Below are 18,681 nucleotides of genomic sequence, written 5' to 3'. Positions count from 1 at the left end.
CAGCTGCGCGTCAGGCCCGTGGCGCGGTGGGGTAGACCAGCTGCTGCAAATGGCGCACCCCTTTGTTGACCTGCACCCACCATTTTGAAAATGAGTCACAAGGCTTGTCCAGGTCACGAAACAACCTCGGCGCTGCACGTTGCTGCCAAGGCACTGTCGGCATGTCTGGCAAACGCAGATGCGCCACGGTGTGCACGGTGTGGGCCTGGGCCAACACCGCCTCCATCTCGGGCACGCTGCTCCACCAGCGGTGCGGGGTGAGGGCTGCCATGCGATCGCCCACGAACTGCCAACGTCGCGTATCCCACGGGTGCGCGTGGGTGTGCTCAGACCACGAAGCGGCCACTACCACCACATCACTGGGTACATCGGCGGGGACATCCGCCAGCGCCCAGGGGTGCACCAGCCACACCTGACGGCCGGCCACACAGTCGGCACGTGCTGCCGTGAAACCCAGGTGTTCAGGGGGCGCGCTGTACACCTGGGGTTCATCCACGCCAGCATCGTTGCGGTCACCGGCTTGCGTCACGGTGGCGGGGTTGTGCGCCAAGATGTCCAGGGTTTCGTAGCTGGTGTCGAGCAAGGTGCCTCGGCTGTGCCAGGGCGCAGGGGCAAATTTCTCGACGTTGTCGGCGTTGAACAAATACGGTTTGTTGCTGCCCGTGCCTGCCACCCACTGCCAACTGAGGTAGTTGCTGGCCAAGTCGCCATCGAGCAAGTGGCCATACAGCCAGTCGGCGGCCACGCGCCAATGCACTTTGCGCAGATGCACCAAATAACTGGCCAACCACAAGCGCGCGTGGTTGTGCAAATAACCACTGGCGTAGAGCGTTGACACGGCTTGGTCAATCACGGGCACGCGGGTGCAAGCATGGCGCACGTCGTCGGGTAACTCTGTGTGATACGCCGACTCAGGCAAGACCCCTTCGTGCAGCGAAGCCGCAATGCCGGCTTCACCCCAATGCTGATGCAGGTGCTGGTAGTACTCGCGCCAGCCCAACTCCATCATGAGTTTATGTTGCAGCCCTAAGCGGTGGCGGTGGTACATGACAGTGGCTACATCGGGCACGCTTAAGAAACCATGCGTCAAATACGGCGATAAATAGCTGACTGCACCCGTCAAGTCGTTGCGCGAATAGGCGTAGTGCTTGGGGTCGACCAAGCTCAGGCGTTCATGCGCAGCTTGGAGCGTGGGAGGAAATTCGTACATCACAAGACATGCATTTTGCCTGCTCTGCCTCGCTACACTTTGGCCATGACAGCCTTGCACTCAGCCCCCGTTGACCCCCGCACCTGCCCTTTGTGCGGCGGCCCCAATCGGTGTGCGTTGGGAACTGCGTCGACCCCAGGGGCACCTCATGTCTGAACGCGGCTCACTGGCAGAACTGCAAAGCCGTTACGGCACGCGTCACCGTTGGCTGCTGTTGGCCACGGTGATGATTGGCTCGATGGCGGCCATCATTTCGTCGACCATCATGAACGTGGGCATTCCTGACATGAGCCGGCAATTTGCCATCGGCCAAGAGCAAGCCCAGTGGGTGAGCTCGGGCTTCATGGTGGCCATGACCGTGTCGATGCTGACCACCCCTTGGCTGCTGGTGCGCTTTGGCTACCGCCGCACCTACACCGGCTGCATGCTGCTGCTGGCCAGTGCGGGCATTGCGGGTGGCTTGTCCACCGACTACAACTTGGTGCTGGTGGCCCGTGTGGCCGAGGGCTTGGCCGCAGGGGTGGTGCAACCCATACCGGCCATCATCATCTTGCGCGCGTTCGACACCTCAGAACAAGGCCGTGCGAATAGCTGGTTTGGCATGGGCGTGGTGCTGGCACCCGCGATTGGCCCGAGTATTGGCGGCTTGCTGGTGGACATGTTTGGCTGGCGTTCGTTGTTTTTCATGGTGGTGCCGTTCTGTGCGGCATCGCTGTGGCTGTCGTACCGCTATGTCCCCACCACCGCACCGGGCGGCGTGAGCGCCAACCATGGCAAGCCCACTCTAGACATTGGCGGTTTGGCTCTGGCCACTGTGGGCACCTTGTGTCTGCTCAACGGTTTGGTGATGCTGCATCGTGGTCAGTACAGCCTGTCGATGGGCTTGCTGTTGGCCACCCTGGCCTGCTTGGCGGGCTTCATTGCTTGGCAGCGCTGGCAAATTGCACGCGACGGTCTGCCTTTGATGAACTTGGCGCTGTTCGCGCACCGCCCGTTCGCCATGGGCACGGTGGTGGCCTTCATTTACGGCATTGCGCTGTTTGGCTCGACCTATTTGATTCCGGTCTATCTGCAATTGGGCCTGGGCCTGTCTGCCAGCCACGTCGGCACCTTGCTGCTGCCTGCCGGCTTGGTGCTGGCGTTGACCATTGCCATCGTGGGTCGCTACTCCAGCACCCACCCCACGCACTTGTTGGTGAGTTTTGGTTTGGCGCTGCTCGCGCTGTCGTTTGCGTTGATGTTGATCGTCAACCTGCACACGGCACTTTGGATCTTGGTGGTGTTGGCTGTGCTGGGCCGCATTGGCTTGGGCTTTGTATTGCCATCACTCAACATTGGCGCCATGCGCAGCCTAAATACACAACTGATTCCTCAAGGTGCAAGCACCATCAACTTTTTGCGCATGCTCGGTGGTGCCGCAGGCGTGAGCTTGTGCGGCATCTTGCTGGAGTGGCGACTGGCCGCGCATGGCGACACGCTGACCAACACCACCACCTCGCTGGCACGTTTGGCGGCGTTTGACGAAGTGTTCTTGTTGTTGGCTGCCGTGTGTGCGCTGGCCATGCTGGCAGCCTGGAAAATTCGTGACGTCCGTCACCCCGCACTCGCTGAATCGAAATAAGCCACCATGTGTCAACTCCTCGGCCTGAACTGTAAAAACCCCACCGATGCGACCTTCAGCTTCACCGGGTTCGCACAACGCGCTGGCGTGACCGACCACCATGCCGATGGCTGGGGCATTGCGTTTTTTGAAGGCTCTGAACATGACCGGGGCCTGCGCCACTTCATCGACCATTTGCCTGCCAGCACCTCGCCCGTGGCCGAGCTGATTCGCCGCTACCCCATCAAAAGCCGCAACGTGATTTCGCATATCCGCAAGGCCACGCAAGGCAAGACAGCGCTAGAAAACTGCCACCCATTTGTGCGCGAGCTGTGGGGCCGCTACTGGGTGTTTGCACACAACGGCAATTTAGAAAACTATGCGCCCCGCTTGCACGGCAACTTCAAACCGGTGGGGCAAACCGACAGCGAACAAGCGTTTTGCTGGTTGATGCAAGAGCTGGCCAAGTCACATGCCAACGTGCCATCGGTGGCAGAGCTGACGCTGACACTGCGCGAGTTGGTGCCCCGCATTGCCAAGCATGGCACCTTCAACTTTTTACTCTCCAACGGGCAGGCGCTGTGGGCGCATGCATCCACCCGCCTGTGGTACATCGAGCGCCGGCATCCGTTTGCCACCGCCACCTTGAGCGACCAAGACATCAGCATCAACTTTGCAGAACATGCCTCACCCGATGACCGGGTGGCGGTGGTGGTGACCGAACCGCTGACCACCAACGAACTGTGGACACCGTTTGCGCCGGGTGAGTTGAAGGTGTTTGTGGATGGAGAGGTTGTTTCGGTGTGACGTTGTGTCTGTTTGCTATCACGGCAAACCCGCCATTGATCGTTGGCCCACATTTCAAAAAGCGCCTCATTGCATGAAAGTACGCCTTACTCAATAATGAAATAAGCATCACTTTGGTTTTTCTTACTTCACTGAAGGAGGGGTTATGCATCAACGATCCAACGCTCGCCAGGCGGCTCTCGTCGTCATGGCAATGTTCACGGCGGGATGGGTGCAGGCACAGACCGCGTCTTCATCCCAAACCCAGTACACCGCCGACAGCAAGCTGGCTGCCACGCGTTACAAGGAAGATCAGAGACTTTGCAACAGTGAACCGACAGCCGCCAGCCGCATGCAGTGCAAGCGCGATGCAAAGACCGAGTACGACAACGCCATGGCCAGCGCCAAAGCGCGCATGGGCGTTAATGCATCGAACGCCACGACAGTTGCCAATTGCCCAGATTGCGCACAGGTCGTTGCAGTCAGCCAGACCGAAAAGGCCAGCGAGGGCAGCGCCGTCGGCATGATCACCGGAGGCGTTGTGGGTGCGGTGCTAGGCCATCAATTGGGGGGCGGTTTTGGCAAGGACTTGGCCACGGCAGCCGGGGCTGCAGGTGGGGCGTATGCAGGCAAAGAAATCGAAAAACGCGTGAACACCCACAAGGTGTGGACTGTCACCGTCAAAATGCCCAACGGTCACACGTCAAACTTTGAATATGCCAGCCATCCCGGATACCGGGTGGGTGACATGGTCCGGGTGGAGAACAACCAACTTTCTCGACCTTGACCTGATCAGTGACGCACCGCTGCCTCCAGCGCGTCCACAAACAAAGCCGCCACGTTGCAGCCGGTTTGGTCAAAGATTTCTTGAAAGCACGTCGGGCTGGTGACGTTCACCTCGGTCAGGCAGTCACCAATGACGTCTAAGCCGACCAACAACAAACCCCGTGCCGCCAGCACCGGGCCCAGCGCCTCGGCAATTTCACGGTCACGCGGTGAAATGGCTTGTGCCACGCCTTTGCCGCCTGCGGCCAAGTTGCCACGCACTTCACCGCCCTGAGGAATGCGTGCCAAGCAATAAGGCACCACTTGGCCACCAATCACCAACACGCGTTTGTCGCCCTGCGCAATGGCCGGTAAAAACTTTTGCACCATCACGGTTTGGGCACCGTCGCGGTTGAGGGTTTCAATGATGGCACCCAGATTCAAACCATCGGCTTTGACACGAAAAATGCCCATGCCGCCCATGCCGTCGAGCGGCTTCAAGATGATGTCTTGGTGCTGCGCATGAAAGTCTTTGATGGCTTGCGCATCGCGTGTCACCAGCGTGGGACTGATGAATTGCGCAAACTCCAGAATGGCCAATTTCTCAGGATGGTCGCGCAACGCGGCGGGCTTGTTGAACACCCGGGCGCCTTCGCGCTCGGCTTGCTCCAACAAGTGGGTGGCGTAAAAGTATTCGCTGTCGAACGGCGGGTCTTTGCGCATGACCACCGCGTCCACGCTGTGCAAGGCCAGGTGCTCGTCGACACCTTGCACCTGAAACCATGCGTCGGTGTCCCCCGTGAGGCGAATGCGCTGGGCCCGCGTGGTGACCTTCTGCCCGCTTTGCCACACGATGTCGTGTGGCTCGCACGCCAACACCTGGTGGCCGCGCTGTTGTGCTTCGCGCATCATGGCGAAGGTGGTGTCTTTGTAAATTTTGAAAGACGCCAGAGGGTCAGCCACGAAGAGGATGTGCATGGTTTAAATCTCGATCTTGCTGCCCAACTCGACCACCGAGTTGCTGGGCAGATTCAAGAAGTCAGCGGCAGAGCTGGCGTTGAGGTGCATTTGTGCGAACAGTTTTTCACGCCACTGCGCCATGCCCGTGCCAATGGTGGGCACGATGCTGTCGCGCGACAAGAAATAGCTGGTGGTCATGGGGCTGACTTCGCAGCCCATGCCGCGCAACTGGGCCAAGGCACCTGGCACGTCGGGGTTGTCTTTAAAGCCGTAATGGATGACCACCTGCCAGCAGTCGTGACCCAGGGGGCTAACCACCAAACGCTCGGCATCGGAGACCCAAGGCACCTCGTGGTTTTGCACGTTCACAAACAGGTTTTGCGCGTGCAGCACCTTGTTGTGTTTGAGGTTGTGCAGCATGGCGTTGGGCACCGACCCTTTGCCTGAAGTTAAGAACACGGCCGTGCCATCCACACGGACAGGGGGCGACACAAACACGGCTTCCAAAAAGCTGGGCAAGTCGAGCGCTTCTTCTTGGCGCTTGTCGTTCAAGATGTCGCGGCCATCACGCCAAGTGAGCATGAGCATCAAAATGGCGGCGCCAATGAGCAGTGGGAACCAGCCGCCCTCGAACAGCTTGAGTAAGTTCGAGGCCCAGAAGGCGAAGTCCACCACAAAGAAAAAGCCGGTGGTCAGCAGACACAGCCACATGGGGTATTTCCAGCTGTAGCGAATCACAAAGAACGTCAACACGGTGGTGATGAGCATGTCGGTACACACCGCAATGCCGTATGCAGCGGCCAAGTTGCTGGATGACTTGAACATCATCACCGCCAACACGATGGTGGCAAACAGGCCCCAGTTGACAAACGGAATGTAGATTTGCCCGGTGTCTTTGACGCTAGTGTGCAGCACTTGCAGACGCGGCAAAAAGCCCAACTGCACCACTTGTTTGGTGACGCTGAAAGCGCCCGAGATCAAGGCCTGCGACGCGATCACCGTGGCTGCCGTGGCCAGGGCCACCAAGGGCACCAACAACCAGTCTGGGGCCATCAAGAAGAAGGGGTTAGACACCGCATCGGGGTTGCTCAACAACAAAGCGCCTTGGCCAAAGTAGTTGAGCGTCAACGCGGGCATGACCACCATGAACCAGGCCACACGGATGGGCTTTTTACCAAAGTGCCCCATGTCGGCGTACAGCGCCTCACCCCCGGTGACGCACAGCACCACGGCACCCAAAATCAGGAAGGTGATTTTGGGCTCGCTGAAGATAAAGTTCAGTGCGTAATACGGGCTGATGGCCCACAAAATTTCTGGATGCGAGGCGATGTGAAAAACACCCAACGCAGAAATGGCAATGAACCACACCACGGTGATGGGGCCAAAAAACTTGCCGATGCCGCCCGTGCCACGCTTTTGAACGGCAAACAAACCGAACAAGATGATGAGGGTGAGTGGGATCACATATTTCTTGAAAGCGGGCGACACCACTTCCAGACCTTCGACCGCCGACAGCACCGAAATGGCCGGTGTGATCACACCGTCGCCGTAAAACAAGCAGGTGCCAAAAATACCCACCAGCAACATCTTGCTGCGCAGCTTGGGTTTGTCTTTGACCGACATGGAGGCCAGGGCCAACATAGCCACCAAACCGCCTTCGCCGTTGTTGTCAGCCCGCAGCACCAAGGCCACGTATTTCACCGACACGATGGTGGTCAATGTCCAAAAGAAGATCGACAAAATGCCGTAGACATTGTCAGGCGTGAACTCCACATGGCCGGAGCCAAACACCTCTTTCATGGCGTACAGCACGCTGGTGCCGATGTCGCCATACACAACGCCAATGGCGCCCAGCGTTAAAGCTGCCAGGGAAGACTTGGCATGTTGTTCCATCAGAAATCTCAATCGTAGTTTTCAGCTTCCGGATCGGTCGCTTCGAGTTCATAACTTGCCGCCAGCATGGCCAAACGGCCAATCACACCGTACATGTAAAAACGGTTCGGGGTGCTGGCACCGGGTTTGACGCCGGGCTGCGGGGTGTGGGCACTTTGTTCAAAGGCCAACGGTATAAAACTGGCGCCGGGGGCGTTCAAGTTTTCGTCAATGCCGCGGTCGGCATGCACGCGATAGAAGCCGCCCACCACATAGCGGTCCATCATGTAGACCACGGGCTCGGCCACGGCGTCATTCAAACGCTCGTGGGTCAGCACACCTTCTTGGATGATGACCTGGTTGACCGCCTGACCGTCTTTGACGACGCTCATTTTGTTGCGTGTTCTGCGGTTCAAGGCATCAAGGTCTTTGACATCGCGCACCGTCATGATGCCCATGCCATAGGTGCCGTTGTCGGCTTTGACAATGACGAATGGTTTTTCTTGAATGCCGTACTCTTTGTATTTGCGCTTGATCTTGGTGAGCAAGGCATCCACGTTGGTTTGCAGGCACTCCATGCCCGTGCCCTCGGCGAAGTTGACTTCGCCACACTGGTTGAACATGGGGTTGATCAACCAAGGATCGATGCCCAGCAATTTGCCAAAGCGCTTGGCCACTTCTTCGTAACACTCGAAGTGTTTGCTCTTGCGACGCACGCTCCAGCCGGCATGCAGCGGTGGCAACAGGTACTGCTCGTGCAAGTCTTCCAAGATGCCAGGAATGCCCGCGCTCAGGTCGTTGTTGAGCAAGATGGTGCAGGGGTCAAAGTCTTTGAGCCCCAAGCGACGTTTGCTGCGAATGACGGGCTCTAGCGTGACGCTGTCCCCGTTGGGCAAGTCAATGGTGGTGGTTTCTTTGATCTCGGGATTGATCGAACCGATACGCACATTCAAACCCGCCATGTGGAAGATGCGCTGCAGCTGCGCCACGTTCGACAAATAAAACGTGTTGCGTGTGTGGTTCTCAGGAATCACCAGCAAGTTGCGTGCTTCGGGGCAGATCTTTTCAATCGCGGCCATCGCCGCTTGCACCGCCAAAGGCAGCATCTCGGGCGTCAGGTTGTTCCAGCCGCCGGGGTACAGGTTGGTGTCAACGGGCGCGAGCTTGAAGCCTGCGTTGCGAATGTCGACCGAGCTGTAAAACGGGGGCGTGTGCTCCATCCATTCCAAGCGAAACCAGCGCTCAATAGCGGGCATGGAATCGAGGATGCGTTGCTCAAGCTCGTTGATAGGGCCCGTCAAGGCCGTGATGAGGTGGGGAACCATGGTGTCCTTCTAATGGGAGGCAATTCTAGGTCTTCGAAGCATATGGATTGTTTGTACGCGAATACCAGACCCAACGAAGTACTCTTCAAATAATTGAATTATTTAGCATCCTAGGTTTTATACTAAGGTTTTAAATTAATCTGCGGCAATAGACATGAAAGCTTCAAATTTATTTTCTTGCTTCACAGCATTTCTTTGCGCTCTGTCACTGTTTTTAACTGGCTGCGCCACTGAAACATCTCAGACAGTAGCACCACAACAAGTCACTGCAGCCAAAACAAGCTACCAAGGCCTCAAAAGCACGGTCGCTGTCGGCAAGTTTGATAACCGTTCTAGCTTCATGCGCGGCCTGTTTTCGGACGGTGTGGACCGTTTAGGGGGGCAAGCCAAAACTATTTTGATCACTCACATGCAACAAGCCAATCGATTCAAAGTAGTAGATCGCGACAACATGGGTGAAATCAGTCAAGAAGCCCGATTCCAAGGCAAGACACAAAAAATCAGTGGGGCTGATTTTGTGATCACGGGTGACGTGACCGAATTCGGGCGCAAAGAAGTAGGAGACCAACAACTGTTTGGCATTTTGGGACGAGGTAAAACTCAAATTGCTTATTCAAAAGTCAGCCTCAACGTAGTTGATGCAGTGACATCTGAGGTCATTTTCTCTGTGCAAGGTGCTGGTGAATACGCACTGTCAAACCGCGAAGTGATTGGTTTCGGCGGCACGGCCAGCTATGACTCCACACTAAATGGCAAAGTTCTCGACTTGGCAATTCGTGAAGCGGTCAATCGCTTGGTCGAAGGCGTTGAGTCCGGTCAGTGGAAAGCAGCTCAGTAAACCCGAAGGGCATCTCTCATGCGTATTCAAAACACCCTATGTGCCCTGCTGCTGTTGACCCTCGTGGGCTGCGCGGCACCTAAGCAATCGCTCTACCAATGGGGCGACTATGAAAACCAAATTTACGCACGCTACAACGACCCAGGTAAATCTCCCATCGAAGCGCAGATTGAAAAGTTAGAAGCGGATTATCAAAAAGCACGCAGCACGAACAAAGCCGTGCCGCCGGGTTTTCATGCGCATTTGGGCTATCTGTATTTCGAAGCGGGAAAAGACGATCAAGCGGTGCAGTCTTTCCAAACTGAAAAAGCAATGTTTCCAGAGTCGGCGGTTTACATGGACCGAATCTTAGCCAAAGCAAAAAAATAAAGGATTGGCATGACACATCATTTAAAACTATGGGTCTTATTGGCTACCGTATTGGTATTCACAGGTTGCGCCACCAAGCAAGCGGATGTGGACTACTCAGCATTTCGTCAGCATCAACCAAGATCCATTTTGGTCTTGCCACCACTTAACAACACAGCTGACCTACGTGCCACATACAGCGTGATGTCTTCAACCACTCTGCCATTGGCCGAGGCGGGTTATTACGTTTTCCCTGTAGCCTTAGTCGATCAAACCTTCAAAGAAAACGGTTTGCAAAACCCGGGGGAAATGCACCAAGCATCACCCAAAAAGCTGAATGAAATTTTTGGTGCGGACTCTGCGCTTTACATCACCGTCACAAACTATGGGGCTACGAGTGCGTTGGCGGGAGGCAGTGTTGTTGTAACGGCTGAAGCTGTTTTAATCGATACGCGCACGAGCACTAAACTTTGGGAAGGCAAGGCTAGTGCGTCGGATGCAGAAGGCAAACAAAATCAGAATGGTTTGGTTGGCTTACTTATCCAAGGCATCGTCAATCAAGTAGCAAATTCTGTCAGCGATCCCGGATACCGGATTGGACGAATCACTAACCAGCGCTTGTTGAACACAGGCACACGTGGTTTGCTGCCAGGCCCGCGCGCTCTCAAATTTGAGCAAACGCAAGGCCAGTAAAACTAAAAAGCTTCGGGAATATTTCGAGGCTTGGTAATTTGCGGCAGCGCCAAGTTATTGGCGGATTTCGCCCTGCCCCAACACCACGTACTTGAGCGAGGTCAGGCCTTCAATGCCCACAGGACCACGGGCATGGAACTTGTCAGTGGAAATGCCTATCTCGGCACCCAAACCGTATTCAAAACCATCTGCAAATCGGGTGCTGGCATTGACCATGACGCTGGACGAATCCACTTCGCGCAAGAAGCGCTGGGCGTGCATGTGGTCACGCGTGAGGATGGCCTCGGTGTGGTGGCTGCCGTAATGGTTGATGTGTGCGATGGCCGCATCCAGCCCGTCCACCACCTTGATGCTGACGATGGGGCCGAGGTATTCCTCAAACCAATCTTGCTCGGTGGCGTCTTTGAGTTGCGCGCCTTGAACCCCCGCCAGCAAGGCACGGGCTTCTAGGCAGCAACGCATTTCCACGCCTTTGGCCGCAAAGATGGTGCCAATGCGGGGTAAGAAGGCGGCGGCCACACCACGCGCCACCAGCAAGCTTTCGCTGGCGTTGCAGGGGCTGTATTTTTGGGTTTTGGCGTTGTCCGCAACAGTCACGGCCATGTCGATATCACAGGGGTCATCGACATAGGTGTGGCAGTTGCCATCGAGGTGTTTGATGACGGGCACTTTGGCGTCGCGGCTGATGCGCTCGATCAAGCCTTTGCCGCCGCGCGGAATGATCACATCGACAAACTGTGGCATGGCAATCAAATGCCCCACGGCTTCGCGGTCGGTGGTGGGCACCAGTTGCACGGCTTCGGCGGGCAGGCCGGCGCTCACCAAGGCTTGTTGCACCAGCAAGGCCAGGGCTTTGTTGGATTCGATGGCTTCTGAACCGCCACGCAAGATGCAGGCATTGCCGCTCTTGATGGCCAAGGAGGCTGCTTCGATGGTGACGTTGGGACGGCTCTCAAAAATCATGCCGAACACGCCGATGGGCACACGCATTTGGCCCACGCGGATGCCGCTGGGTTGTTGCTTCATGCCGATGATTTCGCCAATCACATCGGGCATGGCGGCAAGTTGTTCGCAGCCCTGTGCGCAGGTCTCCAGCACCTTGGGGCTGAGCTTGAGGCGGTCCACCATGGGAGCGTCCAAGCCCGCCGCGGTGGCACGCGCAATGTCTTTGGCGTTGTCCACTTGCAAAGCGTCCATGTTGGCGCGCAGCAAAGCGGCCAAGTGGCGCAGGGCATGGTTTTTCAAAGCCGCCGAAGCTTTGGCCATGTGTGCCGAGGCCGTTTTGGCCTGAGCACCCAGCAATTGCATGTGCTCGGCAAGGGTGTGTGAAGTCATGGCCGTATTTTCCCTCAAGCAGGGCGTGCCATGCAGGCGCGGCACAAGCGCATGGCCAAGCGATGCAAAGCTTGCCAACTGTCGGTGGGCCACTCTGGCACTTTGAGGCCTTTGACAATGCCGTCCACCTGATGAGCCGACTGCAAGAGCTTGTCCAGCATGCCCACACTCAAGCGTGGCAACACGCGCTCGAACAAGCGCTCACGGGGGCCCCAAATGCGCTGTTCGCGCAGCACCATGGGCAGGGCCTTGCCTGCGGCCACGGCGTCTTTGACGCGCTTGAGGGCCCGGATTTCTTCAGCCAGGGTGTAATGCACCAGCACCTCGGCCTCGCCCTCGGCTTTCAAGCCATCGAGCATGCGTTGCACGCGCAAGGGCTGGCCACTGAGCACGGCCTCGGAGAGTTTGAAGACGTCGTAACGCGCCACATTGAGCACCGCACGTTCCACTTGTTCCAGGCTGAGTTCACCTTCAGGGTAGAGCAGCCCAAGTTTTTGAATTTCTTGGTGCGCCGCCAGCAGATTGCCCTCCACCCGATCAGCAAAAAACTGCAAGGTGTGTTGCCCCGCTTCACCCGAGGCCACGCGCTGTTGCTGAGCCCCCAGGCGTTGAGCAATCCACATGGGCAGGGCTTGGCGCTCGACTGGGTCGATCTGCACGCTGACGCCGTTGTTCTCCAACGCGGCAAACCAAGCGGTGCTCTTGGTCTGCTTGTCCAGGCGCGGCAACAACACCACGGTCAAGGTGGTGTCGTTGCCCTGTGCGGATTCGGCAATTTGCTGCAAGGCGACGCTACCCTCTTTACCCGGCTTGCCTGAGGGAACGCGGATTTCAATGATCTGTTTGTCGGCAAACAAACTCATCGAGCCGCCCGCCGCCAACACCTCACCCCAGTCGAAGTGGGCGCCTGCCACGGTGTAGACGCTGCGCTCGGTGTAGCCCTGGCTGCGTGCGATGGTGCGGATGCTGTCCATGGCCTCTTGCTGCAACAAGGGCTCATCACCATGCAAGGTGTAGAGGCTGCGCAGGCCTTTGCTGGCGTGTGCCTGCAAGTGCTGCGAAAGTTGGTTGGCCGCGACTTGCATGCGTCGCTCAGAGTTGACGCAGTGTGGCCAAGCGACGTTGGATTTGTTGCACCAAGTCGTTTTCCATGTCGCGGTAGAGCAAGCCTTCTTCAGACTCTTTGAACAAGGCACCGGTCTCGTTGAAGTTGATGTCGCGGTTGAGTTGAATTTCAGTGTCAGGAATCAACTCTTTGCCCTCTTGGGTGCGCAAGCGAAAGCGGTAGCGCAAGCGCAACTGGTATTCACGGATCGCGCCCGAGGAGGTGCGGCCCACCACCACTTTTTCGCGGACTTCGGCCAACTGATCGAAGATGACTTGCGCACGCTCAATCTGGCGAGGGTCGGTGATGACTTCCACTTGCCCCGATGACGCCAAGCTGCGGTGCAGTTTGACACCCAAAGGCGAGTTGACAGGCACGGTACTGAAGACCGTGCGAAAGGCGTAGTTGGGCGGCTGGCGCAACTCAAAGCCACAGCCAGTCAGCAGCACAGCAGCTCCAAGAGCCAGCAACAACGCAAAACGACGGGAGGTGGCTTTCATGTGCATTCCTTAGACCACCACGTTGACCAAACGGCCGGGCACCACGATGACCTTCTTGGGCGCAGCACCGTTGGCTTGCTTGATGAAGGCTTCGGTGGCCAAGGCGGCTTGCTCGATGTCTTCTTTGGAGGCGTTGGCGCTCACGCGCACCGCACCGCGCAACTTGCCGTTGATTTGCAGCATCAACTCGATCTCGTCGCGCAACAAGGCCGACTCGTCCACCTCGGGCCAGGCCGTGTCGAGCAAGTCACCCAAACGCGCGGCATAGCCCAGTTCAGCCCACAGGTTGGCACTGAGGTGGGGGCAGGCGGGATAGAGCAAGCGCAACAGCACAGACATGCCTTCGCACACCACGGCGGTGTCGCCCGCGATGCCATCGGGCTTGAAGTCTTCCAACGCGTTGAGCAACTTCATGCAACCCGAGACCACGGTGTTGTATTGCATGCGCTCGTAGTCATAGCTGACTTGTTTGAGCACCAGGTGCATGTCGCGACGCAGGTCTTTGGCTTCGGTGCGTAACGTGGCCGTGCTGGCGTCCCCGGCCACCGCGGCTTTGAGTGACGCTTCGTGCTTAAAGGCAAAGTTCCAGACACGGCGCAAGAAGCGGTAGCTGCCCTCCACCGCCGCGTCGTTCCACTCCAAGGTGGCCTCGGGTGGCGCGGTGAACATGGTGTACAGGCGCGCGGTGTCGGCACCGTATTTTTCAATCAGGTCTTGCGGGTCCACACCGTTGTTCTTGGACTTGGACATGGTGCCCACGCCCTCGTAGTCGATGGGGGTGCCCACGGGCAGCTTGCCATCGCTGCTATCAGCCTCGTTCTTGAGCTTGGCGCCCACCACTTTGCCTGCGTCATCGAGCACATGCTCCACATCATGCGGCCAGAAGTAGTCTTTGCCGCCTTTGGCGGTGCGGCGCGAGTAGATGTGGTTGAGCACCATGCCCTGCGTGAGCAGCTTGGTGAAGGGTTCGTCCACCGTGACGAGCCCCATGTCGCGCATGACCTTGGTCCAAAAGCGCGCATAGAGCAGGTGCAAGATGGCATGCTCTATGCCGCCGATGTACTGGTCCATGCCGCTGCCACCGGTGGCTTGGTGGGCATCGCGCATCCAGTATCGGGTGCCTTCGGCCACCATCTGCTCAGAATTGGTCGGGTCGCAATAGCGCATGAAGTACCAAGACGAGTCCACGAAGGTGTCCATGGTGTCGGTCTCGCGACGCGCAGGCTTGCCGCACACGGGGCAAGTCACCCCTGCGTGGAAGCCTTCGTGTGTGTGCAAGGGGTTGCCAGAACCGTCAGGAATGCAGTCTTGCGGCAACACCACCGGCAGGTCTTTTTCGGGCACCGGCACCGCACCGTGTTCGTCACAGTGGATGATGGGAATCGGGGTGCCCCAGTAGCGCTGGCGGCTCACGCCCCAGTCGCGCAAACGCCAGGTGGTTTTTTTCTCGCCCAGGCCAATGGCGGCCAACAACTCGGCGACTTTGGTCACCGCGTCTTTGAATCGCAGGCCGTCGAGTTCGCCAGAGTTCACGCACACACCGACTTTGGTGGCATACCACTCTTGCCAAGTTTTGGCATCGAACGCCAAGGAAGCGGCATTGGCGGATGCGGCCGCGTCAAGGCCAACCACCTGCCGAATGGGCAAGTCGTATTTCAAGGCAAATGCAAAGTCACGCTCGTCATGCGCGGGCACGCCCATCACGGCGCCATCGCCATAAGACATGAGCACATAGTTGCCCACCCACACTTCGACTTGCGCGCCGGTCAAGGGGTGCGTGACGAACAAGCCCGTGGCCATGCCCTTCTTTTCTTGGGTGGCCAGTTCAGCTTCGGTGGTGCCACCGGTTTTGCATTCTTCAAGGAATGCGGCCAAGGCAGGGTTAGATGCAGCCGCATGCAGCGCCAGCGGGTGCTCGGCAGCCACGGCACAAAACGTCACGCCCATGATGGTGTCGGCGCGGGTGGTGAACACGTACATGCGGCCATCGCCAATCAAGGCACCATCCGCACCTTGGATGCTGTGGGTGAATGCAAAGCGCACGCCTTCGGATTTGCCAATCCAGTTTTCCTGCATCAGGCGCACTTTGTCGGGCCAGCCGTTGAGGGTGGCTTTGTCGTTGCCAATTTGCACATGCGCCAGCAGCTCTGGGGCGTACTGGGTGATGTTGAGGTAGTAGCCCGGGATTTCGCGCTTTTCGACCACCGCACCGGTACGCCAGCCTTTGCCGTCAATGACCTGCTCGTTGGCCAGCACGGTTTGGTCTACCGGGTCCCAGTTGACCACTTGGGTCTTGCGGTAGGCGATGCCTTTTTCCAGCATCTTCAAAAACAGCCACTGGTTCCACTTGTAGTAGCTCGGGTCACAGGTGGCGACCTCGCGCGACCAATCGATGGCCAAGCCCATGGCCTGCATCTGCTGCTTCATGTAGGCGATGTTCTCGTAAGTCCACTTGGCCGGTGGCACGCCGTTTTTCAAAGCCGCGTTTTCAGCGGGCAAGCCAAACGCATCCCAGCCCATGGGCATCAAAACGTTCCAGCCCTTCATGCGCAGACTGCGCGTGAGCATGTCGTTGATGGTGTAGTTGCGCACATGGCCCATGTGCAGCTTGCCGCTGGGGTAGGGCAGCATGGAGCAAGCGTAGAACTTCTTTTTCAGCTGGCCTTGTGCGTCACGTGCGTTTTCGGTCACGCGGTAGGCATCACGTTGGGTCCAAGCGGTCTGAACGGCGCGTTCGACCTCGGTGTGGTTGTATTTGTCTTGCATGGAGTCGGTCTGAAAACCCCGCACGGGCACGGGGCGCATCGCCTGGGGAAAAGGCGGGAATGGGGAGATTTTAGGGCTTGGCTGCGGCGGGCTTGCGTGCGGTCACAAAGCCTATGCGGTTCATGCCCGCCAGCTGTGCCAGGTCCATCACCTCGACCACACGGCCATAAGGCACCTGGGCATCAGCCTGGAGTTGCACCTCGGGCAGTTGCGCTTGACCGGATGCGCTGGACTGCGATGCACGGGCCGTCAGGGCCTGGGCCAGCGCATCCAGCGTGATTGGCTGACCGTCAAGAAACACCTGCGCCTGTGCGTCAATGCTCAAACGCACCACCTGTGCCGGTGCGCCTGCCGATGCGCCAGCGGCTTGGGGCAAGTCGAGCTTGAGGGCGCGCCCCAACAGCGGCGCGGTGAGGATGAAGATCACCAAGAGCACCATCATCACATCGACCAGTGGGGTGACGTTGATCTCACTCATGGGCGTTTGCCCGGGCGTGCGTTCAAAGCGACCGAAGGCCATTCAAAGCGTCCGCAAGTCGTAGGCAAAGCCTTCCAGCTCTTGCTCCACGCGGTTGATCACGCGACCCATGACGTTGAACGCCAACACCGCAGGCAAGGCAACGGCCAAACCAGCGGCCGTCATGATGAGGGCTTCGCCCACGGGGCCCGCCACCCCTTCCATGGTGAGTTGTGCGGCAACCGCCATGCCAGCCAAGGCGTGGTAGATGCCCCAGACAGTCCCGAGCAAGCCCACAAAGGGTGCCGTCGCCCCCACACTGGCCAGCAACACTTGGCCGGTTTGCAGACGGTGCAGCACCTGATGCAATGCATCGCGCAGCACACGGGTGCGTTGTGCCGACACCTCGGCTTGTGCGCCCAAGGTACCCGGCATGCGCTGTTGCTGGGCTTGCGCCAGGGGCAGGAGCACGCGCTGGCGATCTAAGGCCGTGAGCGCCGCCAGAGCATGTGAAAAATCGGGGGCTTGCCAAAAGGCGGCTTTGGCAAGTGGCACATCAACGCTGACACAACGCAACAACCAGGCTTTGTAAACAATGACGCTCCAGCTCGCGACCGACATGGCCAGCAGCAGCAGCGTCAAGGTGACACTCAAGGCATCGCCGTCCAAGGGCAACGACATGCCGCTCACCGCAGGTTCAAGACGTCGAACATGTCAAAGAGGCCTTTGCTTTGGTTCGCCAAAAAGCGCGCGGCACGCAGGCTGCCTTGGGCGTAGGTGGCGCGGCTCGAAGACTTGTGTGTCACTTCGATGCGCTCGCCCGTACCGGCAAACAAGACGGTGTGGTCGCCCACGATGTCACCCCCGCGAATGGTGGCAAAGCCAATGGTGGACGGATCACGTTCACCGGTGTGGCCGTAACGCTCATAGACAGCACAGTCTTTCAGATCACGCCCCAAGGCCTCGGCAATGACTTCGCCCATCTTCAGGGCGGTGCCGGAAGGTGCATCGACTTTGTGGCGATGGTGCGCTTCGATGATCTCGATGTCATAGCCAGTGGGCATGGCCTGTGCGGCCATTTGCAACAGCTTCAAAGTCACGTTCACACCCACGCTCATGTTGGGGGCCATCACGATGGCAATGTCTTGTGCCGCGGCAGCGATTTCGGCTTTTTGTGCGTCGGTGAAGCCTGTGGTGCCGATGACCAACTTCACACCTAATTCTCGGCAAACGGCCAGGTGCGCCAAAGTGCCCTCTGGGCGTGTGAAGTCGATCAAGACCTGGCTGTGTTGCAAGCCTGCACGCACATCGGCTTGAATGGTCACGCCACTGGCCTGACCCAAAAAGCCCGTGGCATCGTTGCCAATGCCTGGGCTAGATGGCACATCCAAGGCGCCACTGAGCTGCAAGTCGTCGGCTTGACGCACGGCCTCGATCAACATGTGCCCCATGCGGCCACTGGCTCCAGCAATGGCAATGTTCAAGGATGGGTTGGAATGAGCCATGGTTTATTGACTTTCAAGCGGGGGATAGCTGCCGATTCCTTTGGCGGGTGTCACAGCATTGGCGGCCGCAGGGGCGGCCTTGGGTGGGAATTTCGCCAACGCTTCATCGCTGGCAATCAAAGCAGGCGTCCTGGGCGTCGGTCGGCGGGTGTCTACCTTGGCGGCAAACTCTGCTTCGGTAGGCAGAGGGTCGCCTTCAATGCGGTCGAGCACATCACCACGGAAGAACACACTGAGGCGGCGTTGTTGTGACTCGGCGCCTTGGCGTCGGATGGTGAAGGCGTAGTCCCACCGGTCGGCATGGAAGAGGCTGGAGACCAACGGCGTTCCCAAGATGTCGCGCACGGCTTGTCGTGGCATGCCCATACGCAGCGCTTGCACTTGTTCACGCGAGACAAAGTTGCCCTGCACCACTTCTGGACGGTATGGCGTGACCCAACTCGAACAGGCAGACAACCCGAAGCCGACGAGAACAACAACAACGGCCCATGTTGCACGGCAGTTGATGCGCTGGGAGAGGGCTTTTCGACAGGACTCAAACATGGTGTGAAAGGCCGAAATGGGCAGTAAGGATATGATCAGTTCATTGTAGCGGGCAGCTATTGAACACGACTTG

General features: G+C 58.1%; 18 protein-coding genes. 6 read left to right on the top strand and 12 right to left on the bottom strand.

Annotated features, from left to right (window positions below):
* Positions 1–10 precede the first annotated feature (10 nt).
* Positions 11–1,210 carry an FAD-binding domain-containing protein gene (locus B9Z41_RS12305; RefSeq protein ID WP_100147359.1) on the bottom strand — a complete coding sequence of 400 codons (1,200 nt, stop codon included), beginning with the start codon at positions 1,208–1,210 and terminating at the stop codon, positions 11–13.
* Between the two features lie 148 nt (positions 1,211–1,358).
* Here B9Z41_RS12305 and B9Z41_RS12300 point away from each other — a divergent pair, with 148 nt between their 5' ends.
* The 3 genes from B9Z41_RS12300 (at position 1,359) to B9Z41_RS12290 (ending at position 4,383) form a co-directional block, all read left to right on the top strand.
* Complete coding sequence (locus B9Z41_RS12300; protein ID WP_100147402.1) at positions 1,359–2,831, top strand: MFS transporter; 1,473 nt, start codon at positions 1,359–1,361, stop codon at positions 2,829–2,831.
* Between the two features lie 6 nt (positions 2,832–2,837).
* Positions 2,838–3,617, top strand: coding sequence for a class II glutamine amidotransferase (locus B9Z41_RS12295; RefSeq protein ID WP_100147358.1), 780 nt, complete (start codon positions 2,838–2,840; stop codon positions 3,615–3,617).
* A gap of 145 nt (positions 3,618–3,762) precedes the next feature.
* Positions 3,763–4,383, top strand: coding sequence for a glycine zipper 2TM domain-containing protein (locus tag B9Z41_RS12290; RefSeq protein ID WP_233202665.1), 621 nt, complete (start codon positions 3,763–3,765; stop codon positions 4,381–4,383).
* 5 nt (positions 4,384–4,388) lie between these two features.
* Here B9Z41_RS12290 and gshB read toward each other — a convergent pair whose 3' ends face one another.
* From gshB to gshA, 3 genes are read right to left on the bottom strand one after another with little or no spacing between them, the layout of a single operon-like run.
* A complete protein-coding gene (gene gshB, locus B9Z41_RS12285; protein WP_100147357.1) occupies positions 4,389–5,339 on the bottom strand; it encodes a glutathione synthase in 951 nt (316 codons plus the stop codon).
* Between the two features lie 3 nt (positions 5,340–5,342).
* Complete coding sequence (locus B9Z41_RS12280; protein ID WP_100147356.1) at positions 5,343–7,214, bottom strand: potassium transporter Kup; 1,872 nt, start codon at positions 7,212–7,214, stop codon at positions 5,343–5,345.
* An 8-nt stretch (positions 7,215–7,222) separates the two neighbouring features.
* The gene (gshA, locus tag B9Z41_RS12275) at positions 7,223–8,518 is read right to left on the bottom strand and encodes a glutamate--cysteine ligase (protein ID WP_100147355.1); all 1,296 of its coding nucleotides are present in this window, start codon (positions 8,516–8,518) and stop codon (positions 7,223–7,225) included.
* Positions 8,519–8,672: 154 nt separating this feature from the next.
* Between gshA and B9Z41_RS12270 the strand changes: the two genes are divergently transcribed.
* Genes B9Z41_RS12270 through B9Z41_RS12260 form a run of 3 tightly spaced genes read left to right on the top strand, consistent with a single transcriptional unit; the run spans position 8,673 to position 10,397 of the window.
* Positions 8,673–9,356, top strand: a complete 684-nt coding sequence (locus B9Z41_RS12270; RefSeq protein WP_100147354.1) for a CsgG/HfaB family protein — start codon at positions 8,673–8,675, stop codon at positions 9,354–9,356.
* Positions 9,357–9,374: 18 nt separating this feature from the next.
* Complete coding sequence (locus B9Z41_RS12265) at positions 9,375–9,725, top strand: DUF4810 domain-containing protein (RefSeq protein WP_100147353.1); 351 nt, start codon at positions 9,375–9,377, stop codon at positions 9,723–9,725.
* Positions 9,726–9,734: 9 nt separating this feature from the next.
* Positions 9,735–10,397, top strand: coding sequence for a DUF799 domain-containing protein (locus B9Z41_RS12260; protein WP_100147352.1), 663 nt, complete (start codon positions 9,735–9,737; stop codon positions 10,395–10,397).
* Positions 10,398–10,451: 54 nt separating this feature from the next.
* On the opposite strand, the gene B9Z41_RS12255 is transcribed toward B9Z41_RS12260, so the two are convergent.
* The 8 genes from B9Z41_RS12255 to B9Z41_RS12220 form a co-directional block, all read right to left on the bottom strand.
* Positions 10,452–11,750: a glutamate-5-semialdehyde dehydrogenase gene (locus tag B9Z41_RS12255; RefSeq protein ID WP_369823331.1), complete on the bottom strand. Its 1,299-nt coding sequence runs from the start codon at positions 11,748–11,750 to the stop codon at positions 10,452–10,454.
* A complete protein-coding gene (holA, locus tag B9Z41_RS12250) occupies positions 11,747–12,817 on the bottom strand; it encodes a DNA polymerase III subunit delta (RefSeq protein ID WP_100147350.1) in 1,071 nt (356 codons plus the stop codon). The genes B9Z41_RS12255 and holA overlap by 4 nt, the downstream gene beginning before the upstream one ends.
* A 7-nt stretch (positions 12,818–12,824) precedes the next feature.
* On the bottom strand, positions 12,825–13,337 hold the full coding sequence (gene lptE, locus B9Z41_RS12245; protein WP_100147400.1) for an LPS assembly lipoprotein LptE: 513 nt from the start codon (positions 13,335–13,337) through the stop codon (positions 12,825–12,827).
* Between the two features lie 9 nt (positions 13,338–13,346).
* Positions 13,347–16,103, bottom strand: a complete 2,757-nt coding sequence (gene leuS, locus B9Z41_RS12240) for a leucine--tRNA ligase (protein ID WP_100147399.1) — start codon at positions 16,101–16,103, stop codon at positions 13,347–13,349.
* Positions 16,104–16,173: 70 nt separating this feature from the next.
* The gene (locus tag B9Z41_RS12235; RefSeq protein ID WP_100147349.1) at positions 16,174–16,623 is read right to left on the bottom strand and encodes a biopolymer transporter ExbD; all 450 of its coding nucleotides are present in this window, start codon (positions 16,621–16,623) and stop codon (positions 16,174–16,176) included.
* A complete protein-coding gene (locus tag B9Z41_RS12230) occupies positions 16,624–17,241 on the bottom strand; it encodes a MotA/TolQ/ExbB proton channel family protein (protein WP_100147398.1) in 618 nt (205 codons plus the stop codon).
* 5 nt (positions 17,242–17,246) lie between these two features.
* Entirely contained in the window at positions 17,247–18,065 is an 819-nt protein-coding gene (gene dapB / locus B9Z41_RS12225) for a 4-hydroxy-tetrahydrodipicolinate reductase (RefSeq protein ID WP_100147348.1), read from the bottom strand.
* 3 nt (positions 18,066–18,068) lie between these two features.
* The gene (locus B9Z41_RS12220; protein ID WP_100147347.1) at positions 18,069–18,608 is read right to left on the bottom strand and encodes an outer membrane protein assembly factor BamE; all 540 of its coding nucleotides are present in this window, start codon (positions 18,606–18,608) and stop codon (positions 18,069–18,071) included.
* Positions 18,609–18,681 lie beyond the last annotated feature (73 nt).

This window comes from Limnohabitans sp. JirII-31, from assembly GCF_002778315.1.
GTDB lineage: Bacteria > Pseudomonadota > Gammaproteobacteria > Burkholderiales > Burkholderiaceae_C > Limnohabitans.
Note: the sequence above shows the minus strand (reverse complement) of the source record. Positions and strands in the feature narration are given on the sequence as shown.